The 24,542-nt window shown below is 65.5% G+C and carries 21 protein-coding genes; 15 read left to right on the forward strand and 6 right to left on the reverse strand.

The genetic code is table 11. The features are described from left to right. Positions 1 to 92 precede the first annotated feature (92 nt). The 5 genes from acs to QFZ23_RS20195 all read left to right on the forward strand — a co-directional run bounded on the left by acs (position 93) and on the right by QFZ23_RS20195 (position 6,306). Positions 93 to 2,102: an acetate--CoA ligase gene (gene acs, locus QFZ23_RS20175; protein ID WP_306926952.1), complete on the forward strand. Its 2,010-nt coding sequence runs from the start codon at positions 93 to 95 to the stop codon at positions 2,100 to 2,102. 181 nt (positions 2,103 to 2,283) lie between these two features. Then, the gene (locus QFZ23_RS20180) at positions 2,284 to 3,594 is read left to right on the forward strand and encodes an ABC transporter substrate-binding protein (RefSeq protein WP_306925690.1); all 1,311 of its coding nucleotides are present in this window, start codon (positions 2,284 to 2,286) and stop codon (positions 3,592 to 3,594) included. A gap of 17 nt (positions 3,595 to 3,611) precedes the next feature. Further along, positions 3,612 to 4,583, forward strand: a complete 972-nt coding sequence (locus QFZ23_RS20185) for a carbohydrate ABC transporter permease (protein WP_306925692.1) — start codon at positions 3,612 to 3,614, stop codon at positions 4,581 to 4,583. Then, positions 4,580 to 5,479 (forward strand): carbohydrate ABC transporter permease, encoded by a 900-nt coding sequence (locus tag QFZ23_RS20190; protein WP_306925694.1) that lies wholly within the window; start codon positions 4,580 to 4,582, stop codon positions 5,477 to 5,479. Before QFZ23_RS20185 ends, QFZ23_RS20190 begins: the two co-directional genes overlap by 4 nt. Before the next feature lie 44 nt (positions 5,480 to 5,523). Further along, positions 5,524 to 6,306 (forward strand): DeoR/GlpR family DNA-binding transcription regulator, encoded by a 783-nt coding sequence (locus QFZ23_RS20195; RefSeq protein WP_306925696.1) that lies wholly within the window; start codon positions 5,524 to 5,526, stop codon positions 6,304 to 6,306. 38 nt (positions 6,307 to 6,344) lie between these two features. Here the strand turns inward: QFZ23_RS20195 and QFZ23_RS20200 are convergent, their stop codons facing one another. Further along, positions 6,345 to 7,364: a LacI family DNA-binding transcriptional regulator gene (locus QFZ23_RS20200; RefSeq protein ID WP_373427907.1), complete on the reverse strand. Its 1,020-nt coding sequence runs from the start codon at positions 7,362 to 7,364 to the stop codon at positions 6,345 to 6,347. Between the two features lie 26 nt (positions 7,365 to 7,390). Next, entirely contained in the window at positions 7,391 to 8,593 is a 1,203-nt protein-coding gene (locus tag QFZ23_RS20205; RefSeq protein WP_306925700.1) for a Gfo/Idh/MocA family protein, read from the reverse strand. Between the two features lie 214 nt (positions 8,594 to 8,807). Here QFZ23_RS20205 and QFZ23_RS20210 point away from each other — a divergent pair, with 214 nt between their 5' ends. From QFZ23_RS20210 to QFZ23_RS20240, 7 genes are all read left to right on the forward strand, one after another. Next, positions 8,808 to 9,758: a carbohydrate ABC transporter permease gene (locus QFZ23_RS20210; RefSeq protein ID WP_306925702.1), complete on the forward strand. Its 951-nt coding sequence runs from the start codon at positions 8,808 to 8,810 to the stop codon at positions 9,756 to 9,758. A gap of 10 nt (positions 9,759 to 9,768) precedes the next feature. After that, positions 9,769 to 10,689 carry a carbohydrate ABC transporter permease gene (locus QFZ23_RS20215; RefSeq protein WP_306925704.1) on the forward strand — a complete coding sequence of 307 codons (921 nt, stop codon included), beginning with the start codon at positions 9,769 to 9,771 and terminating at the stop codon, positions 10,687 to 10,689. A gap of 49 nt (positions 10,690 to 10,738) precedes the next feature. Beyond that, positions 10,739 to 12,076, forward strand: coding sequence for an ABC transporter substrate-binding protein (locus QFZ23_RS20220; protein WP_306925706.1), 1,338 nt, complete (start codon positions 10,739 to 10,741; stop codon positions 12,074 to 12,076). Positions 12,077 to 12,199: 123 nt separating this feature from the next. Beyond that, the gene (locus QFZ23_RS20225) at positions 12,200 to 14,410 is read left to right on the forward strand and encodes an alpha-galactosidase (RefSeq protein WP_306925708.1); all 2,211 of its coding nucleotides are present in this window, start codon (positions 12,200 to 12,202) and stop codon (positions 14,408 to 14,410) included. Between the two features lie 91 nt (positions 14,411 to 14,501). After that, on the forward strand, positions 14,502 to 15,515 hold the full coding sequence (gene galE, locus QFZ23_RS20230) for a UDP-glucose 4-epimerase GalE (RefSeq protein WP_306925710.1): 1,014 nt from the start codon (positions 14,502 to 14,504) through the stop codon (positions 15,513 to 15,515). Positions 15,516 to 15,726: 211 nt separating this feature from the next. Then, positions 15,727 to 16,203: a type II 3-dehydroquinate dehydratase gene (gene aroQ, locus QFZ23_RS20235; protein WP_306925712.1), complete on the forward strand. Its 477-nt coding sequence runs from the start codon at positions 15,727 to 15,729 to the stop codon at positions 16,201 to 16,203. Positions 16,204 to 16,205: 2 nt separating this feature from the next. Continuing rightward, positions 16,206 to 17,279, forward strand: a complete 1,074-nt coding sequence (locus QFZ23_RS20240; RefSeq protein ID WP_306925714.1) for a DUF2332 domain-containing protein — start codon at positions 16,206 to 16,208, stop codon at positions 17,277 to 17,279. A 43-nt stretch (positions 17,280 to 17,322) separates the two neighbouring features. Here the strand turns inward: QFZ23_RS20240 and QFZ23_RS20245 are convergent, their stop codons facing one another. Beyond that, entirely contained in the window at positions 17,323 to 18,507 is a 1,185-nt protein-coding gene (locus QFZ23_RS20245) for a MarP family serine protease (RefSeq protein ID WP_306925715.1), read from the reverse strand. 192 nt (positions 18,508 to 18,699) lie between these two features. On the opposite strand from QFZ23_RS20245, the gene QFZ23_RS20250 reads away from it, so the two are divergent. Then, complete coding sequence (locus QFZ23_RS20250; protein ID WP_003797871.1) at positions 18,700 to 19,377, forward strand: Crp/Fnr family transcriptional regulator; 678 nt, start codon at positions 18,700 to 18,702, stop codon at positions 19,375 to 19,377. 121 nt (positions 19,378 to 19,498) lie between these two features. Here QFZ23_RS20250 and QFZ23_RS20255 read toward each other — a convergent pair whose 3' ends face one another. The 3 genes from QFZ23_RS20255 to QFZ23_RS20265 are packed head-to-tail and all read right to left on the reverse strand — an operon-like array spanning position 19,499 to position 21,117. Next, positions 19,499 to 20,410 (reverse strand): NUDIX hydrolase, encoded by a 912-nt coding sequence (locus QFZ23_RS20255; RefSeq protein ID WP_306925719.1) that lies wholly within the window; start codon positions 20,408 to 20,410, stop codon positions 19,499 to 19,501. Between the two features lie 16 nt (positions 20,411 to 20,426). Next, positions 20,427 to 20,960 carry a RidA family protein gene (locus QFZ23_RS20260; RefSeq protein ID WP_306925721.1) on the reverse strand — a complete coding sequence of 178 codons (534 nt, stop codon included), beginning with the start codon at positions 20,958 to 20,960 and terminating at the stop codon, positions 20,427 to 20,429. Between the two features lies 1 nt (position 20,961). Further along, entirely contained in the window at positions 20,962 to 21,117 is a 156-nt protein-coding gene (locus tag QFZ23_RS20265; RefSeq protein WP_003797879.1) for a DUF4177 domain-containing protein, read from the reverse strand. 37 nt (positions 21,118 to 21,154) lie between these two features. Between QFZ23_RS20265 and QFZ23_RS20270 the strand changes: the two genes are divergently transcribed. Together QFZ23_RS20270 and QFZ23_RS20275 are read left to right on the forward strand one after the other, a co-directional pair. Beyond that, positions 21,155 to 23,506: a transglycosylase domain-containing protein gene (locus QFZ23_RS20270; RefSeq protein WP_306925723.1), complete on the forward strand. Its 2,352-nt coding sequence runs from the start codon at positions 21,155 to 21,157 to the stop codon at positions 23,504 to 23,506. Positions 23,507 to 23,508: 2 nt separating this feature from the next. Beyond that, entirely contained in the window at positions 23,509 to 24,456 is a 948-nt protein-coding gene (locus tag QFZ23_RS20275) for a metallophosphoesterase (RefSeq protein WP_306925725.1), read from the forward strand. The last annotated feature ends 86 nt before the right edge of the window (positions 24,457 to 24,542 follow it).

Below are 24,542 nucleotides of genomic sequence, written 5' to 3' on the forward strand. Positions count from 1 at the left end.
CAACGGGCCGTTGCCCGTCGCCGTGCGCCGGCCGGGCAGTGGCCGGGACCGGCGCACCGCGCAGCAAAGATCGATGAATGATGAGGTTCACCATGTCCGAGGACACCCCCGGCTCGACGGCCACCGCTGCCACCCCCAGCCAGCAGGGCGATGCTCTTGAAAACCTGCTGCATGAGAGCCGCAAGTTTGCCCCTTCCGAGGATTTCGCTGCCAACGCCGTGGTGGGCGCCGAGGTCTATGCCGAGGCCGAGGCAGACCGCCCCGCGTTCTGGGCCAAGCAGGCCCGCGAGCTGCTGACCTGGAGCAAGGACTTTGACCAGGCATTGGACTGGTCAAACCCGCCGTTCGCGAAGTGGTTCGTGGGCGGGGAGGTCAACGCCGCGTACAACGCGCTGGACCGGCACGTGGAGAACGGCCTGGGCGACCGGGTGGCGATCTACTTCGAGGGTGAGCCGGGCGATACCCGCACCTACACCTACGCGGAGCTCACCGAAGAGGTGAAGAGGGCCGCGAACGCGTTCGAGTCCCTCGGCGTGGCCAAGGGCGACCGGGTGGCCGTGTACCTGCCGATGATCCCCGAGGCCGTGATCACCCTGCTGGCCTGCGCCCGGATCGGCGCCGTGCACTCGGTGGTGTTCGGAGGGTTCTCCGCCGACGCGCTGCGGTCCCGGATCGAGGACGCCGAAGCCAAGCTAGTGGTCACCGCGGACGGCACCTACCGGCGCGGCAAGCCCAGCGCCCTGAAAACCGCTGTCGACGCCGCCCTGTCCCTTGAGGGAGACGGCAACGGCCACACCGTGCAGAACGTCGTGGTGGTCAAGCGCAACGGCCAGGACGTGGACTGGCACGAGGGGCGGGACCACTGGTGGGCGGACATCGTCGGGGCAGCGTCGGCCGAGCACACCGCCGTCGGGCATGACTCCGAGCACCCGTTGTTCATCCTTTACACCTCCGGCACCACCGGCAAGCCGAAGGGCATCCTGCACACCACAGGCGGGTACCTCACCCAGACCGCCTACACCCACAAGGCGGTATTTGACCTGCACCCCGAGACGGACGTGTACTGGTGCACGGCCGACGTCGGATGGGTCACCGGCCACTCGTACGTCGCCTATGCGCCGCTCATCAACGGTGCCACCCAGGTCATGTACGAGGGCACCCCGGACTCCCCGCACCAGGGCCGCTGGTGGGAGATCGTGGAAAAGTACAAGGTCTCCATCCTCTACACCGCCCCCACCGCGATCCGCACCTTCATGAAATGGGGCCGGGACATCCCGGACAAGTACGACCTCTCCTCCATCCGGGTCCTGGGCTCCGTGGGCGAACCCATCAACCCCGAAGCCTGGATGTGGTACCGCGACGTCATCGGCGGGAACAAGGCTCCCATCGTGGACACCTGGTGGCAGACCGAAACCGGCGCCCAGATGATCGCCCCGCTGCCCGGTGTGACCGCCACCAAGCCCGGCTCCGCCCAGGTGCCGCTGCCCGGCATCGCCGTGGACGTCGTGGACGAGAACGGCGCCTCGGTCCCGGACGGGCATGGCGGCTTCCTGGTGATCCGCGAACCCTGGCCGGCCATGCTCCGCGGGATCTGGGGCGACCCGGAGCGCTTCAAGGACACCTACTGGTCCCGCTTCGAGAACATGTACTTCGCGGGCGACGGCGCGAAGAAGGACGAGGACGGCGACATCTGGCTCCTGGGCCGGGTGGATGACGTCATGAACGTCTCCGGACACCGCCTTTCCACCACCGAAATCGAATCCGCACTGGTCAGCCACCCCGCGGTGGCCGAGGCCGCCGTCGTCGGCGCCACCGACGAAACCACCGGCCAGGCCGTCGTCGCGTTCGTCATCCTCCGCGGCGACGCCGTGGACTCCGGGGACGAGATCATCCAGGAACTCCGCAACCACGTCGGCAAGGAAATCGGCCCCATCGCCAAACCCAAGACCATCCTCGTGGTCCCCGAACTGCCCAAGACCCGCTCCGGCAAGATCATGCGCCGCCTCCTCAAGGACGTCGCCGAAGGCCGCGACGTCGGAGACGCCACCACACTCGCCGACAACACCGTCATGCAGCAGATCGCCGCGTCACTGAAGAAGTAGGGCGTAGCAACTAACGCAGGGCCCCTCCGGAACACCGGGCGGGCCCTGCGTTTTAGGTCCTACCGGGGGCCAGCCGTCGGCATCCTCAGGTGTTATTTAGCGATCTTTCCTGTTCCCTTTTGCGAGGTTATAGTCAGAATATGTGACACATGTCACATGACTCCATTCCCCGGGAGAGATCATGGCACCACATCCGGAAGCGTCCACCAGCGCCGGGCCAGCCCGGCGGACATTCCTCAAGACTATTGGCGTGAGTGCTGCCGGCCTGGCCGGCGTACCACTGTTGGCGGCGTGCACCGGAGGCAGCGGGCCGTCCGCCGGAGGCTCGGAATCCTCCGGCCTGTCGTTCGGCTCCGGCTCCTCCGACGAAGTTCCCAAGAAGGCGTACCAGGCGGTGACCGACGCTTTCACCCAGAAGACGGGCAAGACAGTCCGCACCAACGTGGTACCGCACAACGACTTCCAGAACAAGATCAACTCCTACCTGCAGGGCTCGCCGGATGACGCCTTTACCTGGTTCGCCGGCTACAGGATGCAGTTCTATGCTGGCAAGGGGCTCCTGGCGCCAGTTGATGACGTCTGGAGCAAGATCGGCGGCAACTTCTCCGACGCGCTGAAGAAGGCCTCCACCGGCCCGGACGGGAAGATGTACTTCGTCCCCAACTACAACTATCCGTGGGGCTTCTTCTACCGGAAGAGCCTGTGGGCCGACAAGGGTTACGAGGTGCCGGAAACCTTCGATGCCCTCAAGACCCTGGCGGCCAAGATGAAGGCCGACGGCATCATTCCGATCGGTTTTGCGGACAAGGACGGCTGGCCCGCCATGGGCACGTTCGACTACATCAACATGCGCGCCAACGGATACCAGTTCCACGTGGATCTGTGCGCCCACAAGGAGTCCTGGGACCAAAAGAAGGTGACGGACGTTTTCGATACCTGGTCCGCGCTGCTGCCCTTCCAGGATCCTGCAGCGCTCGGCCAGACCTGGCAGGACGCCGCGAGGGCGCTGGCTGCCAAGAAGACGGGCATGTACCTGCTCGGCTCCTTCGTCACGCAGCAGTTCACGGATCCTGCAGTGCTGAAGGACATCGATTTCTTCGCGTTCCCGGAGATCGCCGCCGAAGGGCGGGATGCGGTGGAGGCTCCCATCGACGGGCTGCTGCTGTCCACCAAGGGCGGCGGGAACGCGGCCGCGCACCAGTTCATGGAATTCATCGGCACCCCCGAGGGCCAGGACATCTACGCCTCGGTGGACGCCTCCAACATCGCCACGGCCAAGGGCGCGGACACCTCCAAGTTCACGCCGCTGAACAAGAAATGTGCGGACACCATCGCGCAGGCCAAGTCCATCAGCCAGTTCTTTGACCGTGACGCCCTGCCCGCCATGGCCAACAACGTCATGATCCCGGCCCTGCAGACCTTCCTCAAGGACGGCAAGATGGACGTCAAGAACCTTGAGGCACAGGCCAAGTCACTGTACGCGGCCCAGTAGTGGTCCGGGGGACTCCCATGAGCGCAACAGCAAGAGACCTGGTCCCGCCGGAGTCCAGGGCACCCTCCGGGGCGTCGGCGAGGCGGGTCCGCAGCGGGAAGGTCCGCCGGCTCTCCAAACGGGACAAGGCTGTCCTGTCCCTCATGGTGGGCATACCCACCCTCATCCAGCTGGTGTTTGTTTGGCTGCCCACGGTGATGTCCGTGTGGCTGAGCTTCACGCGATGGAACGGACTCGCCCTGACCGACATCAGGCCGGCAGGCGCCGACAACTACCAGTACATCTCCCAGGATTACCCGCCGTTCTGGCCTGCCATCCAGCACAACCTGCTGTGGCTGGCCTTCCTGGCCCTGGTGGCCACCCCGCTGGGCTTGCTGCTGGCGGTACTCCTGGACCAGCAGATCCGCGGCAGCAGGATCTACCAGAGTATTTTCTTCACGCCCGTGATGCTGTCGCTGGCGCTGATCGGCATCATCTGGCAGCTGTTCTACCAGCGGGACAACGGCCTGCTGAACTTCCTGCTCGGAACCTCGGGAACGCCGCAGGCCGTTGACTGGTTCGGGGATTCCTCGGTGAACATCTGGGCAGCCATGATCGCCGCCACATGGCGGCACGCCGGCTATGTCATGCTGCTGTACCTGGCGGGCCTCAAGGGCGTGGACCCCAGCCTGAAGGAAGCGGCAGCGATCGACGGGGCCAGCGCGGTGCAGACCTTCTTCCGCGTGGTGTTCCCGGCCATGCGGCCCATCAACATCGTCATCGTCGTCATCACCATCATCGAATCGCTGCGGGCGTTCGACGTCGTCTACGTCATCAACCGCGGCACCAACGGCCTCGAGCTCCTCAGCGCCCTGGTGATCCAGAACCTCGTGGGCGAAGGCCAGGTGATCGGCGTCGGGTCCGCCCTTGCGGTGGTCCTGCTGGTCATCTCCCTCGTCCCTATCGTGTTCTACCTCAGCCGCACCTTCGGCAAGGAGAACAGGGCATGAGCGCCGCAGTCTCCCCCGGCACGGAAACCGGACGCTCCGGCAGCAAGCCGAAGCGGCACTACGGCACCCATGTCTTCCTGACGGCCATGGCGGTCATGTGGCTGATCCCCCTGCTCTGGGCCGTGTTCACCGCCCTGCGGCCGATCGCATCGACCAACGAGCATGGCTACTTCAGCGTGGCCGGCGACTTCAACTTCGACAACTTCATCCAGGCCTGGTCCCAGGGCGGCTTCGCCAAATACCTCTGGAACTCGGTGATCATCTGCGTTCCGGCGGTACTGCTGGTGCTCTTTTTCGCGTCCATGATGGCGTTTGCCGTCAGCCGGGTGAACTGGAAGTTCAACGTCACACTGCTCATCATGTTCACGGCGGGAAACCTGCTGCCGCCCCAGGTGCTGGCCGCCCCGCTGTTCGAGATGGCCAAGCACTTCCAGGTGCCCTACTCCTTCAGCGATTCGGGCAACATGCTGAACACGTATATCATCGTCATCGCCGTCAACATGGCGTTTCAGATGGGGTTCTGCACCTTCGTGCTGTCCAACTACATGAAGGCGCTCTCCGCCGACCTGACAGAGGCCGCACTCGTGGACGGTGCCGGCATCTGGCGCCAGTACCGGGAAATCATCATGCCGCTGTGCCGTCCCGCCTTCGCGGCCCTTGCCACGCTGGAAGTCATCTTCATCTACAACGATTTCTTCTGGCCCCTGCTGTTCATCCAGAGCGGCGACCGGCTGCCCGTCACCACGGCCATCAACAACCTCCAGGGCGAGTTCCTGAACAACTACAACCTGCTGGCGGCCGGCGCCGTCATCACGGTAATCCCCACCCTGATTGTTTATCTGCTCCTGCAGCGGCAGTTTGTTGCGGGCCTGACTCTTGGTTCGAGCAAGGGCTAGGCGATGATGGGCAGTACGAGGTTTCATCCACTGAAAGGATCCCTATGCTTCCCGCGGCCCGTCACCAGTCCATAGTGGACGCCGTCAGGCGCGAGCGGGTGGTCCGCGTGTCGGATCTCGCGCAGCAGCTGGGAGTGTCCCTAATGACGGTGCGCCGCGACATCGAGATGCTGGAGGAAAGCGGCCAGGTGGAGCGGATCCACGGCGGTGCCAAACTGCCCGGGGATGCCAGCACACACGAGCCCGGGTTCGAACTGAAGTCCACCCAGCTGACCGCGCAGAAACGCGCCATCGCCCTGGAAGCCGCCGCCCTGGTCCACGAGGGCATGGCGGTTGCCCTGAGCGCGGGCACCACCACCTGGGCGCTGGCCAAGGAACTCGCCAACGGCCCCCGGATCACCGCGGTGACCAACTCAGTGAAGATCGCCGACCTCTTTCACCATGCCTCGGCATCGGGGTCCGGGCGCCACGCCTCAACGGTGATCCTCATCGGCGGCGAGCGCACGCCGTCGGACGCCCTGGTGGGCCCCATCGCGACCGCGGCGCTGCGCCAACTGCACCTGGACCTGCTGTTCCTCGGCGTGCACGGCATGGACGCGGACGCGGGCTACACCACACCCAACCTCCTGGAGGCTGAAACCAACCGGGCGTTCATCGCCGCCTCGCGCAAGGTGGTGGTCCTGGCGGACCATACCAAGTGGGGCACCCAGGGAATCAGCACCATCGCCAAGCTTGAGGAAGCCGACGAGGTGATCTGCGATTCCGGCCTGTCCCCCGACGCCCAGCGGATCCTCCGCGACCGGGTGGGCCGGCTGAGGCTCGTTTAGGCTCCGGCTGGTTTAGTCCGTAGCGCTTCCGGCCAGCCTCACGGGCAGCCGCAGGACTGCCTGACGAGGAGCTTCGTCGGAAATACGCGGTGCTGTGCCGGCTCGGCGCGGTCCGCTCCGACGAGCGCCCGGACGGCTGCCTCCGCCATGTCCCGCACGGGCTGCTCCACGGTGGTCAGCATTGGCCAGGAGTACTCCGCGTCCTCCGAACCGTCGAACGAGACCAGCGCTATGTCCTCCGGGACGGACAGGCCAGCCTCATGGAACGCACGGAGGATGCCGATGGCCTGCATGTCGGAGCTGGCGAAGACGGCGGTGGGCCGATGCCCGGACGCCAGGAACCGCTTCCCTGCGGCGTAGCCGCCAACCCGAGTGAAGGCGCTGCGGGCAATGGGGCCTTCCGGTAACCCGGCGTCCCTGAGTGCCTGCACCCAGCCCTCTTCGCGGGCATCCGCTTCATTGCCGGTGGTGGTGCCCATGGCCAGGCCGATGTTGGTGTGGCCATGACCGATTAAATGCTCGACGGCGGTGCGCGCCCCCTTGGCCAGGTCCACTCCCACGGTGGTGACCCCGGCCGAACTCCCGCTGTGGCTCAGGAGCACCGACGGGATCTCCGCGGTCTCCAGGTCGGCAAGGTCCGGCTCGAACAGGACGCTGGCGAGCACCACGCCGTCCACCTGCCGGGCGGCCAGGTTCCGGATGTTCCGGCGCTCCTTGGCCAAGTCGCCGTCCGAGTTCGTCAGCACCAGGGCGTACCCCAGTGCCCCGGCCGCGTCCTCCACGGCATGGGCCAGCATCGAGAAGAACGGGTTGCTGTTGTCCGGAATGACCAAGCCGATCGTTTCGCTGGACCCCAGCTTCAGGGCCCGCGCAGCCGCGTTGGGGCGGTAGCCCAGCTGCCGGATGGCTTCCTGGACCTTCGCTTGGGTGGCGGGCGCCACCTTCTTCGGCCCACCGTTCACCACGTAACTGACGACGGCGGTGCTCACCCCGGCGTACCGGGCAACATCCTTGCGTGTCACCTGGGTCCGCGGGGCGGGCACTGCCGGAATGGTCATAGTGTCCATGCTAGCTAGAGCACGTCCTAGAGGGTTGCCGGAGCATCGCCGAAGTCGCGGATGGGGAGGCGTTCGCCGTTCCGCCGGGCAGATTCATGGGCCACGATGCCGGGCAGGGTGAACCGCGCGGCCGTCCATGCGTTGACCGGCGGCAGTGAGCCTGTGTTCACGGCCGTGACAAAGTCGTCCACCAGGAACTGGTGGCTGCCTTCGTGGCCGTTGGGCGCGCCACGGAACTCCTCCGGCAGCCTGTCCCTGTCATGCACCGGCGCCAGCCCGGACACGAAGGCGTCCCTGAGTTCTGGAGCCACATTGGCGAGCGACGGATCGTCCAGGGCCACGCTGGGCCGTGACTCCATCTGTTCTGAGATGTCGTGGACGTTGGTCTTGTCCTGCCACACCGTCACCTTTGCCAACTGCTCAAAGCTGGCCTCGGTGCCGAAAAACCGGAACCGGGACTCACGGATATGCGAGGGGTAGCCCACCCGGCGCATCTCGTTGGTCCGCATGGCGCCGCCATCGTTCAGTTCGAAGAGGGCCGTGGCGTTGGAGAAGTCATTCCCGAACATGCTGATGCCCTTATCGAACACCCCGTCCCCGCGGTCGTCCTTCACACCGACGCAGCTGACGCTCACGGCGTGCGCCGGCAGGGCACCGAGGACGCCGCCAATCGCGTGGGTCGGGTACAGCATGGGCGGGTAGCTGGCTGTTTCCTTCCAGCGCTCCCCGCCGCTGTACTGGTAGGCGTCGTAGAAGCCCAGGTCCATGTCATGGACGTAATCGCCTTCCGCGTAGAACACCCTACCGAACCGGCCGGCCGCGTGCTGCTCGCGTGCATAGACCGTGGCCGGGTTGTAGTAGCTGGTTTCACCCATCATGTAGACGTTGCGGGTCTCCCGGACGGCGTCGATGATTTTCGCGATCTCGTCCTCGGTGACGGCCATGGGCACGGCCGAGTAGACATGCTTTCCGGCCCGGAGCGCCCGCTCCACCAGCGGTCCGTGGGTCCACCGCTGAGTGAAGATGGCGACGGCGTCGACGTCGGACGCCAGCAGCTCATCGAACGTGCCGAGGGAACCGGCCAGGCCATATTGCGCAACCGCCTCGGCCGCACGGTCCGCCCGCTCGTCCACGACGAAGACCTTGCTGACCCCGGGGTGGAGGTTGAAGAGGTGCGCGAACTGGCCACCGAACTGCCCCACGCCGACTACTCCGATTGAAAACGCCATTGTTCCTGCCTTTCAGGCCACAGCTGCACCGCCGTACGGTGCAAGATTCATGTTGGGCCAAAGTCTTTCAGTCGGATCTACTCGAGTCAACACTTCCGACGTTGGAGAGAATTTGACCAACAATAATCTAATAATTTTCCTTGCAACCGCCAATCTACTCGTGTAGATTCTTCAGCGGTTGTTAGTTCCATCACACACCTAGGAAGGGTCGACGATGACCACCCTTACCAAGAACCACCCAGCCAGGAGCGACCAACGGCTGGCGCGGCCGGGCAGGATCCGCAGAGGCGGCCTACGCCGGTACGGCGACCTCAAGATCGCACTCTTCTTTATCGCCCCGGCAATGATCGGCTTCATCCTCTTCTACGTGGTGCCCACCATCCGGGGGATCTACCTGAGCTTTACGGAGTACAACATCCTTGGCGACCCGGAGTGGGTGGGCCTGGACAACTACGCGGCGATTGCCAAGGATCCGCTGTTCTGGAATTCCCTCGCCGTCACAGGGCAGTACGTCCTCATGAATATCGCGCTCCAGACGGCTTTGGCCCTCGGTCTGGCCCTTCTGATGGACCGCGTGGCCAAGTCCACTTTGGTCCGGGGTGCCCTGCTCCTGCCCTACCTGATGTCGAACGTCATCGCGGCACTGCTCTGGTTCTGGATGCTTGACTACCAGATCGGCATCGTGAACCAGTTCATCGAATGGGCAGGCCTCCCCCGCGTCGCCTTCTTCGGCAGCGAGGAGTGGGCAATTCCCACCCAGGCCGTGATCAACACGTGGCGGCACATGGGCTACACCGCCCTGCTGATCTTCGCCGGCCTCCAGGCCATCCCGCAGCACCTCTACGAAGTGGCCAAACTGGATGGCGCATCACCGTTCCAGACCTTCCGCAAGATCACCATGCCGCTGCTTCGCCCGGTCCTGGTGCTGGTGCTGGTCGTCACCGTGATCGGTTCCTTCCAGGTCTTCGACACCGTGGCAGTGACCACCCAGGGCGGACCGGTCAATGCCACCCGCGTCATCCAGTACTACATCTACCAGCGCGCCTTCACCGAGTCGGACTTCGGCTACGGATCCGCCATCGCCGTCATCCTCTTCCTCATCCTCGCCCTCGTTGCCTTCATCCAAATGAAGTTCCTCCGGGGCAACGAGTCGGACCTGGACTAAGGAGTCCCGCATGACCACCACCTCCAGCGCATCGACGCCGGCAACCGCCCGCCGTCGTACTTTCAACGCCCGCCGCGCGGGCGCCTGGGCCCTGCTGGCGCTTGCCATCGCCGTCTCCGTGCTCCCGTTCCTCTGGGTGTTCCGCACCGCGCTCTCCACCAACGGAGCGCTGGCCACCCAGTCGGCCAGCCTCCTTCCGGCAGACTTCACCGTAGGCGCCTTCATGCGCGTCTTCGGGCTGCAGAGCCCGGCCGACGCCGTCGCGGAGGGCGGCTCCGGTGCCGCCATCGACTTCTGGCTGTACCTGCGCAACTCAATCGTTTTCTCCTCCGTCACCACCGCCGGGGCTGTGTTCTTCAGCGCGATGGCCGCCTACGCCTTTGCCCGGCTGCGCTGGAAGGGCCGGAACGCGGTATTCAGCCTGTTCCTGGGCACCATGCTGGTCCCGCCGATCTTCACGGCCCTGCCCAACTTCCTCCTCATCAAGAACCTGGACCTGCTCAACACGATGCTCGGGATGGTCCTGCCGTACGTCTTCATGACTCCGTTCGCAATCTTCTTCCTCCGGCAGTTCTTTCTGAACATGTCCCGTGAAGTTGAGGAGGCAGCCATGCTCGACGGCGCCAAGCACCTGCGCATCTTCTTTCAGATCGTTCTCCCCAACGCCGCAGCACCCATCGCCACCCTTGCGCTGCTGACCTTCATCGGCCAGTGGAACGAATACTTCTGGCCCCTGCTGGTCGGGTCCCAGGACGATGTACGCGTCCTCCAAGTGGGACTCGGGGTCTTCAAGTCGCAGTCCCCGCAGGGCGCACCGGACTGGTCCGGCCTCATGGCCGCCACCCTTGTCTCGGCGCTGCCCGTCCTGGTCCTCTTCGCCGCCTTCGGCAAGAAGATCGTCAACTCCATCGGATTCTCCGGAATCAAATAAGAACCCCATTCCTACACCCCCAACCCCACCTGCATCCGAAAGGTCCATCATGAAACGAACCCTCGGCGCCATCGCCGCCGCCGCCACGATCGCACTGTCCCTCTCCGCCTGCGGCGGCGGAAATTCATCCGCCGAGGCCAAGGGCGAGATCAGCTACTGGCTCTGGGACGCCAACCAGCTTCCCGCGTACCAGCAGTGCGCTGACGACTTCCACAAGGCCAACCCGGACATCTCCGTCAAGATCACCCAGCGCGGGTGGGACGACTACTGGAGCACCCTCACCAACGGGTTTGTCGGCGGCACGGCCCCCGACGTCTTCACCGACCACCTCGGACGCTACGGCGAACTCGCCAAGAACAAGCAACTGCTGCCCCTTGACGACGCCGTGGCCAAGGACAAGCTGAACCTGTCCGCCTACAACGAGGGCCTCGCGGACCTCTGGGTAGGCCAGGACGGCAAGCGCTACGGCCTGCCGAAGGACTGGGACACCATCGGTCTCTTCTACAACAAGGCCATGCTCACAAAGGCCGGCATCTCCGAGGACCAGATGAAGAACCTCACCTGGAACCCGCAGGACGGCGGAACCTACGAAAAAGTCATCGCCCACCTGACCGTCGACAAGAACGGCAAGCGCGGGGACGAAGCCGGCTTCGACAAGAACAACGTGGCCGTCTACGGCCTCGGCCTCAACGGCGGCGGCGACTCCTCAGGCCAAACGGAGTGGAGCTACTTCACCAACACCACCGGCTGGTCCCACACGGACAAGAATCCGTGGGGCACGCACTACAACTACGACGACCCCAAGTTCCAGTCCTCCATCGACTGGTTCGCCGGACTGGCCAAAAAGGGCTACATGCCCAAGCTCGAGTCCACCGTCGGCGCAGCCATGGCCGACACCTTCGCTGCCGGCAAGTCAGCCATCAACGCCCACGGCTCATGGATGATCGGCCAGTACACCGGCTACAAGGGCATCGAAGTGGGCATCGCACCCACCCCGGTGGGCCCCGAAGGCAAGCGCGCCTCAATGTTCAACGGCCTGGCCGACTCGATCTGGGCTGGAACCAAGAAGAAGGATGCAGCCATCAAGTGGGTGGAATACCTCGCCTCTGCCGATTGCCAGGACGTCGTTGCGTCCAAGGCTGTAGTCTTCCCGGCCCTCAAGGCGTCTTCTGACAAGGCGGCGGCAGCGTTCAAAGCCAAGGGCGTCGACGTAACGGCCTTCACCGAGCACGTCAAAAATAAGACCACCTTCCTGTACCCCATCACTGACAACACTGCCAAAGTCAAGGGCATCATGGAGCCCGCCATGGACGCCGTGGTATCCGGCAAGCAGCCCGCCAGTTCCTTGACCGACGCCAACAACCAGGTCAATTCCCTCTTCAAGTAGGGAGTCAACTGGGCGAAAATCAAAGTCCAGGTATCCAAACCTGCGGGGCCGGAACCGCGCAAACCGCGCCCGGCCCCGCAACACCCCTCATACCTATCTGCTCATCATGAAAGAGACTTACCTATGGATCCCCTGCACCTCCGTTCCGCCGGCACCAGCCTGGTGATCAGCTTCAACAGCGGGGAGGCCGAGGTCATCCACTGGGGTGCCGACCTTGGCAGCGACCTCCCTGACCTGTCCATCCTCACCGCGGCCATCCCCAACTCCGCCGTCGACGTCACTGTCCCGGCGGGACTGCTCCCGCAGGCGTCCTCCAGCTGGCGCGGGCGGCCGGGCCTGCGCGGCCACCGCATTGCCGACGGCGTCGCCGGTCTCGACTTCTCCGTCCGACTGCGCGCCCTGCGTGCCACAGCCAACGGCAACTCCGCCGCCGTCGTGCAGCAGGATGCCGACGCCGGCCTCACCGTCGAATCCACACTCACCCTCCACGACGGCGGCCTGCTGGAACTGCAGCACACCGTCACGAACACCGGAACCACGCCGTTCCAGGTCGACGAACTGGCCGCTGTCCTCCCGGTGTCCCCGGACGCCGTCGAACTTCTCGACCTAACCGGGCGCTGGTGCCGGGAACGGCACCCCCAGCGCCGGCCCATCCAGCAGGGCACCTGGGTGCGCACCGGCCGGCACGGCCGCACCGGGCACGACTCCTCGCTGCTGTTCGCGGCCGGCACCGCCGGCTTCGGCAACCGCCACGGCCGCGTCTGGGCCACCCACCTCGCCTGGAGCGGCAACCACGAACAGTTCGCCGACACCCTCGCCGACGGGCGCACCATGATCGGCGGCTCCGAGCTGCTGGGCCCGGCCGAAGTGGTCCTCGAGCCCGGCGCAAGCTACGCCACACCCAAGCTGTTCGCCGCCTACTCCGACCGCGGCCTGGACGGCATCAGCGAGGCGTTCTACGGCTGGTTCCGCTCCCGCCCGCACCACGTTCTCCCGGCGGCCGGCGGCGGAAAGCCGCGCCCCGTGGTGCTCAACACCTGGGAGGCCGTCTACTTCGACCACAACCTGGACACCCTGATCGAACTCGCGGACTCGGCCGCAGACCTCGCCGTGGAGCGCTTCGTCCTCGACGACGGCTGGTTCCGGGGCCGCCGCGACGACACCGCCGGCCTGGGCGACTGGTTCGTGGACGAGACGCTCTGGCCGGATGGGCTGACGCCGCTCATCGAGGCCGTCACGTCCCGGGGCATGGAGTTCGGCCTGTGGGTGGAACCCGAGATGATCAACCTCAACTCGGACGTGGCACGCGCGCATCCGGACTGGATTGTGGGGCCGGCCGCCGCCTCCCACAAGGATGGCGGACGCCTGCCGCTGGCCTGGCGGAACCAGCACATCATCGACCTCGTGAACCCGGAGGCGTGGCAGTACATCTTCGACCGGATCGATGCCCTCCTGCGCGAGAACAACATCAGCTATCTGAAGTGGGACCAGAACCGCGACCTCACCGAGCACGGGCACGCCGGACGTTCCTCGGTCCACGGGCAGACCCTCGCCGCCTACCGCCTGTTCGACGAACTGCGCAAGGCCCATCCCGGAGTCGAGATTGAAAGCTGCTCTTCCGGCGGGGCACGCGTGGATCTGGGCATCCTTGAGCGCACGGACCGCATCTGGGGTTCGGACTGCAACGACGCCCTGGAGCGGCAGACCATCCAGCGGTGGACCGGCGTCGTGGTTCCCCCCGAGATGGTGGGCGGCCACATCGGCCCCACCACGTCGCACACCACCGCCCGCACCCACGACCTGTCCTTCCGTGCCATCACCGCGCTGTTCGGCCACTTCGGGATGGAATGGGACGTCCGGGAAGTGCAGGGCGAGCAGCGCGAGGAACTCAAGCGCTTCATCGCGCTGTACAAGGAGCACCGCGGGCTGATCCACAGCGGCCGGATGGTCCGGGCCGACGTCCCCGACGAATCACTGATGCTCCACGGTGTGGTGGCTGCCGGTTCCGGCGCTGCCGGTTCCGTTGCTACCGGTTCCGTTGCAGCGGGCACGACGGCGGCGCTGTTCGCCCTCGTGAGCACCCGCACCTCGTTCGCCGAACTGCTGGGACGGGTCGCCCTACCCGGGCTGGAGGCGGCACGCCGCTACCGGGTAGAGGCCATCTTCCCTTCCCCCGGGGACGCCGACTACGGCCACACCTTCACCCAGATCCAGCCGCCGGCCTGGCTGGCTTCCGGGGCGGAGGCCAGCGGCCAATTCCTGGCTCAGGTGGGGCTGCCGATGCCCAGCCTCAACCCGGAGCACGCGCTGGTTCTGAAGATCACGGCCCTCTAGCGGCCAAAAGCAAGAGCGGAGCCTGCCCCGGTGTCCCACCCCGGAATGGATGGAACACCGGGGCAGGCTCCACTCAGATTAAGGAACACACATGAAAATTCTGGTTACTGGCGGCACCGGGTACATCGGTTCCCACACCGTTCTTTCCCTGCAGGAAGCCGGCCATGACGTGGTGGTCATCGATAACCTCACCAACTCCAGTCAGGAATCGCTGCGGCGGGTGGCCGAACTCACCGGCAAGCAGGCTGACTTCCACCACACGGACCTCCTGGACGAGACCGCCGTCGACGCCGTCTTCGGCCGGCACGCCGTCGACGCCGTCATTCACTTCGCCGGGTTCAAGGCCGTGGGCGAATCCGTCCTTGAACCCGTGAAGTACTACTACAACAACCTCGTCGGCACCCTGAACCTGATCCGGTCAATGGATCGGCACGACGTCCGCTCGATCGTCTTCAGCTCCTCGGCCACGGTCTATGGCGAACACAACGCCGTTCCCTACGTGGAGAAGATGGAAATCGGCGCGAACAACCCCTACGGCCGCACGAAGGAACACATCGAGGACATTCTCTCGGACCTTGGCGCCGCGGACAGCCGCTGGCGCATCGCCCTCCTGCGTTACTTCAACCCGGTGGGCGCCCACCCCTCGGGACGGATCGGCGAAGACCCGCAGGGCATCCCCAACAACCTCGTACCCTTCATCGCGCAGGTCGCCGTCGGCCGTCGTGAAGAGCTCATGGTGTTCGGCGGTGACTACGACACCCCGGACGGAACGTGCCTGCGCGACTATATCCACGTCGTCGACCTCGCCGAAGGCCACATGGCAGCCCTGAATCACATCGCCCAACAGGCAGGCGTATTCCGCTGGAACCTCGGCTCAGGTACCGGCTCCTCGGTGCTGGAAGTCCTGCGCTCCTTTGAAAAGGCGGTGGGCTCCCCGGTCCCGTACAAAATCACAGGCCGGCGTCCGGGAGACCTTCCCGCCTTCTGGGCGGATGCTACCTCGGCCATGACCGACCTCTCCTGGTCCACCACAAGATCGCTGGACCAGATGTGCGAGGACCACTGGCGCTGGCAGAAAAACAATCCGCAGGGCTACACCGGGTAGGACCACCGGTACACTCATGGCCAACCTGGGCGATTGCACGGCCGGAGCGTTGGAAGCGCCCGCCCGCCAGTTCCCACCGGAAAGCTGGCCGTTGATTACCTGGGCACAATGGCCATGCGAGGCTCCAACAACTAATTTCAACGCGCCGGCGTTTCCGTAACGAAAGCCCTGCCCTCGGAGACCGGCAAGCCGACGCGATAGATTTGCAGTCATGACTGAAGCCCCCTCCGCCACCGAAGCCGGCCGCGGCACCATCCTTGTCCTGAACGGCCCCAACCTGAACCTCCTCGGCACCCGCGAGCCGGAAAAGTACGGAACGGCCACACTGGCCGACGTCGAGCAGCTCGCCAAGGACGCCGCCGCCGCCCGCGGGCTCGACGTCGAGTGCTTCCAGTCCAACCATGAGGGCGCCCTGGTGGACGCCATCCACGCCGCCAGGGGCAAGGCCATCGGCATCGTGCTGAACGCCGGGGCGTACACCCACACCTCCGTGGCCATCCGCGACGCAATCTCCGCGGTGCAGCTCCCCGCCGTGGAAGTCCACATCACCAACGTGCACGCCCGCGAGGAATTCCGCCACCACTCCTACCTCTCCGACATCAGCAACGCCGTGATCGCCGGAGCCGGGATTCTGGGCTACCGGTTCGCCGTGGAGTACCTCGCCGACCTGAATGCCGGCAAGGCCTGACCATGCCGGCGGCGGCCCTCGGCACGGCAGAGTGGTACCGGCACTTCGGCACCGTTGATGCCCCCGGTTCCTCGCCCTGCTACGCCGACTGGTCGCTGCACATCGCCGACGATCCCGAGCTCATTGCCCGGATCGACCAGTGGCCATACAACAAGCGCCAGCCCCTGCTGATGCTCGCCGCCGCCCGCTTCCTCGGCGCCAAGGTCTCGCCATACCCCGAGTTCCGGGCATTCCTGGACGAGCACTGGGCCGAGGTCTCGCGCACCGTCATGTCCCGCGCCACCCAAACCAACGAGGTGGGCCGCTGCGCCACCCTGCTTCCCTCGCTCGCGGCCATCGCCGCCGCCGAGGGCAGGCCCCTCGCCCTGATCGAGGTGGGCGCCTCCGCCGGGCTCGCCCTGTTCCCGGACCGCTACAGCTACGAGTTCGACGACGGCGTGACCGTTACGCGGCTGGGTCCCGGTGGGTGCCGCGAACGGCGCGGTCCGGACGTGTCCGGCGGACCGCCGGTCGGGTCAGACGGACTGCCGGAGCCTCCCGTCCTGCGCTGCCGGACCGCGGGCCCGGTTCCCCTGCCCGTCAGCTTGCCTGAGGTGGTGTGGCGGGCCGGGATCGACCTGAACCCGCTGGATGTGCGGAATCCCGACGACGTTGCCTGGCTTGAGGCGCTGATCTGGCCGGAGCAGGAGTTCCGCCGCGAGCGGCTGCGCCGGGCCATAGCCGTTGCGCGCGAACATCCCCCTTTGCTGGTGGCCGGCGACCTGAACGAGCAGCTGCTGCCATTGGCAGGCCAGGCGCCTGCCGACGCCGCGCTGGTGGTATTCCACAGTGCGGTCATGGGTTACGTCAGCACTGACGGGCGCGCCAGGTTCCGGGCCGCCATCCAGGGCCTGACGCACGACCGGGGTTGCCATTGGCTGTCCAACGAGGGCGAGACGGTGATCATACAGGAGGACGGCTCGGCGGTGGTCCCGGAAATGGACCCCGGCCGGCTCCGCGGCAACTTTTTGCTGCTGCACAACGGCCAGCCGGTGGCGATCACCGGCCCCCACGGCCAAAGCCTGGACTGGCTTTAACCGGCTGGTCCTATTGCTGGATGCCCCCTACTGCTGGATGCCTCTACTGCTGGATGCACTGTCCCGACGACACGGGGCTGGACAGGCCCGGCGCCTCTGCTGCCACCGGCCGGAGGTCGATCATCGGAATCGCGAAGCCCAAGGCCGCGTTGGATGTTGTCTTCGCGAAGATGACGCCTGCCACCTCCCCGCTGGTGGTGAGCAGCGGCCCGCCAGAGTTGCCGGGCTGGACGTCGCCAGCAAGCTTATACACCTCGTCGGGAACGGGGTTGTTTCCGTAGATGTCCGGCACCAGCACCGTGGAAATGCCTTGCACAGTGGCCGGCTTGGACTGGTAGGGGCCGCCGTGCGGGTAGCCGGCAAAAGCAGCGGCGGTGCCCGCGGGCAGGTCGGAGCTCAGCGGCAGTGCCGCGGTGGGCAGGCCGTCCACGGCCAGGACTGCGAGGTCGCGCTTGCCGTCGAAATACACCACCCTGCCGGGCATGGCTCCTCCGCCGGGGACTTCCACCACGGGTTGCGACACACCCGCTACGACGTGTGCGTTGGTCACCACGCGTCCGGGCGACACCACAAAGCCTGTTCCGGTCTGGTTCTGCCCGCACTGGAATGCCGTCCCTGCGATCTTCAGGACAGAACCGGCTGCCCTGTTCAGCGCCGGAGTATCCGTGCTGGCGTTCGGAACCGGGACCTGCCGGTCCTGGCCGATGCCCTCGATGAGCGTGGGGATGCCGTCGCCGATGACCGCCGAGCGCAGCTGCGCCATGGCGGATTTGACCGGGTTGGGCGTCAGTCCGTCTATGAAACGGATCACCTTGGACTCGGCCAACTGCTGCGACACGAAGGGCACGCCAAGTGCGCTGATGCTGAAGGCCAGCATGGACATGACCAGCGCGGACACGGTCAGATTCACTGCCCCGCCGATGAGTCTGTCCACAGCCCGGAGCGGCTGCATGCGGACGGCGCTGCGGATGCTGCGCCCGATCATGGTGCCGAGCGCATTGCCCAGGACCACCAGCAGGACGGCAGTACCGATGATGGCGGTCAGGCGCCACCCGCTGTCCTCCACGAAGTCGCTGACCAGCGGAACGGAGAGGAAAGCGGCCACAGCGCCGGCCGCGAATCCGGCGAGGCCGCCGACGGTCACCAGGAAGCCGTTGCGCAGGCCGTAGATCAGATAGGACAAAAGCGTGAAAATCAACGCAAGGTCCAGAACGGTCAGGCCAAACACCGGGTCTCCTCACAAGCAGCTAGGCCCCGATTCTACTGGCGAAGTCTGACAGTTTGCCGTGGATGCGCGGAGCCTGCGCTGGTCTCGCGGCGTCTCTTAGGGCGTTTCAGCTGCCAAGTACGTCACAGAACGTTGAAAATTCTGAAACAATGGCACAAGCGCCCCAGACGACACTTTTACTCAGGAGAATTCATGGACATCGAGGTATTGCGCCGCGCACCCCTTTTCGCCACGCTGGACGACGACGCGTTCCGCCTGCTGACGGACGAACTGACCGAAGTCGACCTGTCCCGCGGTGCATCCGTTTTCCGCGAGGGCGACCAGGGTGACCAGCTCTACTTCATTGTCTCCGGCAAGGTGAAGCTCGGCCGTACCTCCCCCGACGGGCGCGAATCCCTGCTGGCCATCCTCGGCCCGGGTGAGCTCTTCGGCGAGATGGCCCTGTTCGACCCGAGTCCGCGCACCGCCACGGCCACCGCCGTCTCGGAGACGCGCCTGGCCGGCCTCAAGAACGAGAGCCTGAACTCCCTGCTGCGGACCCGCCCCGAGGTCTCGGCCCAGCTGCTGCAGGCACTGGCCCGCCGCCTCCGCCGCACCAATGATTCCCTCTCCGACCTGGTCTTCTCCGACGTGCCCGGCCGCGTGGCCAAGGCCCTCCTGGACCTCGCAGACCGCTTCGGCCGCCCTGCCACCGACGGCGTTCTCGTGGCACACGAGCTCACCCAGGAAGAGCTGGCCCAGCTGGTCGGCGCCTCCCGCGAAACCGTCAACAAGGCACTGGCCGAGTTCGTCCAGCGCGGCTGGCTGCGCCTCGAGGCACGCGCCGTCGTGATCTTGGACATGCAGCGCCTCCGCCAGCGCTCCCGCTAGCAAAACGAGCAAAGGCCGCCCCGATCGGGGCGGCCTTTGCTCGTTTAACCCGCCACCGGCGGAACGCTGCCCGGCGCAGGTGACCAAGACGGCGGCAGCTAAAGTGAGCAAGGGTGGGAGCTTAGCGCTCGCGCTGGGGCTCTCCGGCTACCGTCTTGGCTGCCTCGACTTCGAGCATGAGCGTCCCGTTTTCGTCGACCAGCTTGGGCTGGTAGACGTGCGGGGTGCGCTTGTAGCTGAGGTAGGCGATGCAGCCGTTGGCTTTCGCCATCTTCTCCAGCATGATCTCGGAACCGGGGACCATGAGCTGTCCGAGGGTGAGGCCGACGGTGTTCTCCTGGCCCACCTCGTCACCCAGGACAGTAGTATCGCGTTCGGCGATCGCCTTGGTGGCGCACACCCACCGGCCCCAGACGCCCTTGCTCTCCAGGATGGAGGGCTGCTGGTTCATGGGGACGGTGGCGGCGAAGTACCTCGTGTTGAAGCGCCGGTGCGCGAAGTCCGGGCTGAGCCAGTTCACGAGCGGCTTGAGCAGGTCCGTGCGCAGGGACAGGCCGCGCTTGGCCAGTTCCTCGGTGAACGACTTTTCCTGCGACGCCACCGCTTCCCGGGCCTTCATCCACTCAGCAGTGGACGTCGCCTCCACAGTGGAGGACAGGTCCGGCCCGGCCAGCAGCACGCCGGTTTCCTCGAACAGCTCGCGGACTGCACCCACCACGTGGCGACGGGCCAGGCCGACGTCGTCCGTTCCCATCTGCTCGGCCCAGTGCTGGGGCGAGGGCCCCAGCCAGCCGACGGCGTCGTCGTCGGACGCGTCCAAAGAGCCGCCCGGGAAGGCGACGACGCCCAGCGGCGACTCCCCTGGTCGGTAACCGAGCCAGGTTTCCAGACCGGTGGGCGAATCCCGAAGGAGTACCACCGAGGACGCGAAACGGGCTTTCCGGGGAGTCCGCTCGCCGTGTTCGAGCCAGCTTCGTGCCGCCCCTTCAAGATCGGGAGGAAGAACAAAGAGCCGGCGTGCTAACTGGGGCAAAGGAACCTACAGCTCCCTAGCTGAATTCGGCGATCAGTTCGACTTCCACAGGAGAGTCGAGCGGCAGGACTGAAACGCCGACGGCGGAACGGGCGTGTTGGCCCGCGTCACCGAAGACCCGGCCCAGGAGCTCGGAGGCGCCGTTGATGACGCCCGGCTGGCCGGTGAAGGACGGGTCGGAGGAGACGAAGCCCACAACCTTGACGATGCGGGTGACGCGGTCGAGGTCACCGATGACGCTCTTCACGGCGGCCAGCGCGTTCACGGCACAGACCGCGGCGTATGCCTTGGCGTCTTCCGGAGACACAGTCGGCTCGTCCGAGGTCCCCTCGGTGCCGGCGGACACCTTGCCCGTAGCTTCGAGTTTGCCGTTAATAAACGGTAGCTGTCCGGACGTGTAAACGTGGTTGCCGGAGACGACCGCCGGAACGTAAGCGGCGACGGGTGCGGCAACTTCCGGGAGAGTCAGTCCCAGCTCGGCAAGACGCTGTTCGACTGCAGACGATGGCGTCAGATCAGCGCTGGAAGCGGTTTCCTGGGGGGTGGTCATGCTACTGCTTCTCCCTCTTAAGGTAGGCGACAAGGCCGTTGCCGTCGGGTCCGGGGACTACCTGAACAAGCTCCCAGCCGTCGTCTCCCCACTGGTCCAGAATCTGCTTCGTGGCGTGGATGATGAGCGGAATCGTGGCGTACTCCCATTTGGTCATGAAATAAAGCCTAATCGTTGCCGGTAAACTGGAGAACATGGCGACTCGTAAGAACCCCATATTCGACACGGCCACCACCCTCGGAAAGATTTTTGGCTTCCTTGGCGTGAGCGCTATTTGTGGCGTCCTCGTGGCCGGCCTGCTGGTTCCTGCAGCCGCCGTTTCGGGGAGCACAGCCAGCGGCTCGATCGAATTCTTTGACACCCTGCCCGCTGAACTCCAAGTGGACCCGCCCAGCCAGTCCACCAAGGTCCTGGCCGCGGACGGGAGCGTGATCGCCAACCTGTACGCGGAAAACCGCACCCGCGTTCCGCTAGACCAGATCTCCCCGTTCATGAAGGACGCGGTGATCTCCATTGAGGACAGCCGGTTCTACGAGCACGGCGGCGTGGACACCACCGGCATCCTCCGCGCCCTGGTCGCCACGGCGCGCGGCAACAAGCAGGGTGCCTCCACCATCACGCAGCAGTACGTCAACAACGTCCTCAACGCCAACCTTGAGGCAGAGGGCAACACCGATGAGATCAAGCTCAACGGTGTGAACAAGGGCGTCGGCGACAAGCTCCGCGAAATGAAGCTCGCGATCGCCTTGGAGAAGAAATTCACCAAGGAACAGATCCTTGAGGGCTACCTGAACATCGTCTTCTTCAACCGTGACGCGTACGGTATTGAGGCCGCCTCCAAGTTTTTCTTCAGCACCACCGCGAAGAACCTGACGCTCCCGCAGGCCGCGCTGCTTGCCGGCCTCGTGAACAGCCCGTCAGCGTTCGACCCGATCACCAACCCGGACAACGCGAAGAAGCGCAGGGACCTGGTTCTGAGCGCGATGCTCACCCACGGCAAGATCACCAAGGCCCAGTACACCGCCGCAGTGGCAACCCCTGTGACGCCGAAGGTGACCCCGGCACGGCAGGGCTGCGCCTACTCGCCCACCGCCCCGTACTTCTGTGACTACGTCCTGCACCTCCTGCTGAACAACCCGGCATACGGAGCAGATGCCACTGAACGCGAGAAGAAGGTGTTCCGTGGCGGCCTGACCATCAAGACCACCCTGGACCCTAAGGCGCAGAAGGTTGCGCAGGACCAGGTGAACGCCGCTGCGGGCTCGAATCCGGACAAGTGGGGCGCCGCCCTGGTTTCTGTTGAACCGGGCACCGGCAAGATCACCAACATGGCCCAGAACACCTCTTGGTTTGCGGGCAAGGGCAAATTCGACTCCCAGATCAACTTCAGCGTTGACCAGTACGACGACCAGGGCAATGACCTGAACGGCCTCGGCGGTGCGCAGCCCGGATCCACCATGAAGCCGTTCACCTTCGCCGAATGGCTCAATGAAGGCAAGTCGATGAACACCATCGTCAACGCCGCCCAGCGCGTCTATCCGCAGAACTTCCCGTGGCAGAACACCTGCCCCACCCCCACCGTGGGCTGGTACGACAGCACGAACGGCACCGAGGACCTCCAGAACGCCGAACCGGGTTACTACCGGCCCATGACCGTGCTGGACGGCCTGAAGAACTCCATCAACACCGCCACGTTCGCCTCCGCTGCCCAGCTTGACCTGTGCGGCATCCAGAAGGTCGTGGACGCGGTCGGACTGCATGAAGGACTGCCGGCCCGCGACAAGGACACCAACGCGGTGGTGGACCCGAACCCGAAGATCACCATGACCACCATCGGCAACCTGCTCGGCTCCAGGCAGACCGCGCCGCTGACCATGGCCACGGCATTCGCCACCTTCGCGAATGACGGTAAGTACTGCGCCCCGATCGCCATCACCTCGGTGACCGACCAGACCGGAGCCCAGCTGCCGGCGCAGTCCCCTGCCTGCCGGGACGCCCTCAAACCCGAGGTGGCACGCGGCGTGAACTACGCCCTGCAGAAGGTGCTCAACGAGGGATCCGGTTCGCTCATCCAGCCCAGGATCTCCACCGAGACCAACTTCCCGATCGCGGCCAAGACTGGTACCTCCAACAACAACGGCTCCACCTGGGTCGTCGGCCACACCATGGGCCTGGCGACTGCGGCCTGGTTCGGTGACCCGCTCGGCAACCAGCAACGGGCCGGGCAGAACGTGACAGTCAACGGCAAGTTCTACACCGGCATTGACGGCTACATGATCGCCGGTCCGATGTTCTCCAACTTCATGTCCCAGATCGCGCCCGGCTACGGCACGGAACCCTTCCCGGAACCGCCGTCCAATCTGCTCTACGGCACGCCGCAGTACCAGCCCCCCGTCCCGAACAACCCCCCCTCGCAGGACGGAGGCACCGGCGGAAACACCGGCGGTGACACGGGTGGCAATACCGGCAATACCGGTGGAAACACCGGGGACAACAACAACGGAAACGGAAACGGAAACGGCAACAGCACCAAGGGGAACGGCTGACCGTGACTGACCTTTCACGCGTGGCAAGCCGCGTCCGTAGCATCGGGCGCGGCTTTGCCGTCACCGCCGGTGCCGGAACCGCGGCCGCCTTGGCCGCCACAGCCTACGGACTGTGGGAAAAGAACCAGTTCGTCCTCCGCGAGGAGACCGTTCCGATCCTTCCTGCGGGCAGGGCACCGTTCCGGATCCTGCACCTGAGCGACATCCACTTCGTTCCGGGCCAGAAGGCCAAGGCGGAGTGGCTGCATTCGCTGGCGGCGCTCAGGCCGGACCTGGTGGTGAACACGGGTGACAACCTCAGCCACCCCAAGGCCGTGGACCCGCTGCTCCACGCGCTGGCACCGCTCATGGAGTTCCCGGGCGTGTTTGTTCCGGGCTCCAATGACTACTACGCGCCCAAACTGAAGAACCCCGCCGCCTACCTGATGGGGCCTTCCAAGGCCACCCCTGACCGGGAGGAACTTGACTGGCCGCGACTGCGCGCCGGCTTTGGCATGGGCGGCTGGATTGATCTGACCAACCGGAACCAGTCCGTGGTCCTGAATGGCATGCGGTTCGATTTCTCGGGCGTGGATGATCCGCACCTCAACCGCGAACGGTATGCCGGCTGGCCGCGCGGCACCAGGGGCCAGAACGCCAAGGATCACCTGCGCGTCGCCGTCATCCACGCCCCCTACCAGCGGGTCCTGGACCATTTCACCGAGGACGGCGCGGACCTGCTCCTGGCCGGCCACACGCACGGCGGCCAGCTGTGCATCCCGGGGTACGGCGCCGTCGTCGCCAATTGCGACATCCCCACCTGGCGGGCCAAGGGCCTCAACGACTGGACCAGCAACGGAAGTACGACGCCGGTCAACGTCTCGGGCGGGATCGGCACCTCGCGCTTTGCGCCGGTCCGCATCGCCTGCAGGCCCGAGGCCGTCCTGCTGACGCTCACCCCGCGCGCCTGACTGCCCGCCCGCTGCCTTCCGGAGAGCTGTTGGTCCTCCGGTGACAAGTCACCTGTGAAGGGTGCCACCCATGGCATAGGGTAGTT

The organism is Arthrobacter globiformis, assembly GCF_030818015.1.
Classification (GTDB): domain Bacteria; phylum Actinomycetota; class Actinomycetes; order Actinomycetales; family Micrococcaceae; genus Arthrobacter; species Arthrobacter globiformis_C.

Bases quoted from the DNA above. Each gene is read 5' to 3' on its own strand.
- QFZ23_RS20205 (WP_306925700.1), bottom strand. From the start codon at position 8,593: ATGGCGTTTTCAATCGGAGTAGTCGGCGTGGGGCAGTTCGGTGGCCAG.
- acs (WP_306926952.1), top strand. From the start codon at position 93: ATGTCCGAGGACACCCCCGGCTCGACGGCCACCGCTGCCACCCCCAGC.
- QFZ23_RS20210 (WP_306925702.1), top strand. From the start codon at position 8,808: ATGACCACCCTTACCAAGAACCACCCAGCCAGGAGCGACCAACGGCTG.
- QFZ23_RS20180 (WP_306925690.1), top strand. From the start codon at position 2,284: ATGGCACCACATCCGGAAGCGTCCACCAGCGCCGGGCCAGCCCGGCGG.
- QFZ23_RS20185 (WP_306925692.1), top strand. From the start codon at position 3,612: ATGAGCGCAACAGCAAGAGACCTGGTCCCGCCGGAGTCCAGGGCACCC.
- galE (WP_306925710.1), top strand. From the start codon at position 14,502: ATGAAAATTCTGGTTACTGGCGGCACCGGGTACATCGGTTCCCACACC.
- QFZ23_RS20200 (WP_373427907.1), bottom strand. From the start codon at position 7,364: ATGACCATTCCGGCAGTGCCCGCCCCGCGGACCCAGGTGACACGCAAG.
- QFZ23_RS20190 (WP_306925694.1), top strand. From the start codon at position 4,580: ATGAGCGCCGCAGTCTCCCCCGGCACGGAAACCGGACGCTCCGGCAGC.
- QFZ23_RS20240 (WP_306925714.1), top strand. From the start codon at position 16,206: ATGCCGGCGGCGGCCCTCGGCACGGCAGAGTGGTACCGGCACTTCGGC.
- QFZ23_RS20215 (WP_306925704.1), top strand. From the start codon at position 9,769: ATGACCACCACCTCCAGCGCATCGACGCCGGCAACCGCCCGCCGTCGT.
- QFZ23_RS20225 (WP_306925708.1), top strand. From the start codon at position 12,200: ATGGATCCCCTGCACCTCCGTTCCGCCGGCACCAGCCTGGTGATCAGC.
- aroQ (WP_306925712.1), top strand. From the start codon at position 15,727: ATGACTGAAGCCCCCTCCGCCACCGAAGCCGGCCGCGGCACCATCCTT.
- QFZ23_RS20270 (WP_306925723.1), top strand. From the start codon at position 21,155: ATGGCGACTCGTAAGAACCCCATATTCGACACGGCCACCACCCTCGGA.
- QFZ23_RS20195 (WP_306925696.1), top strand. From the start codon at position 5,524: ATGCTTCCCGCGGCCCGTCACCAGTCCATAGTGGACGCCGTCAGGCGC.
- QFZ23_RS20265 (WP_003797879.1), bottom strand. From the start codon at position 21,117: ATGACCAAATGGGAGTACGCCACGATTCCGCTCATCATCCACGCCACG.
- QFZ23_RS20250 (WP_003797871.1), top strand. From the start codon at position 18,700: ATGGACATCGAGGTATTGCGCCGCGCACCCCTTTTCGCCACGCTGGAC.
- QFZ23_RS20220 (WP_306925706.1), top strand. From the start codon at position 10,739: ATGAAACGAACCCTCGGCGCCATCGCCGCCGCCGCCACGATCGCACTG.
- QFZ23_RS20260 (WP_306925721.1), bottom strand. From the start codon at position 20,960: ATGACCACCCCCCAGGAAACCGCTTCCAGCGCTGATCTGACGCCATCG.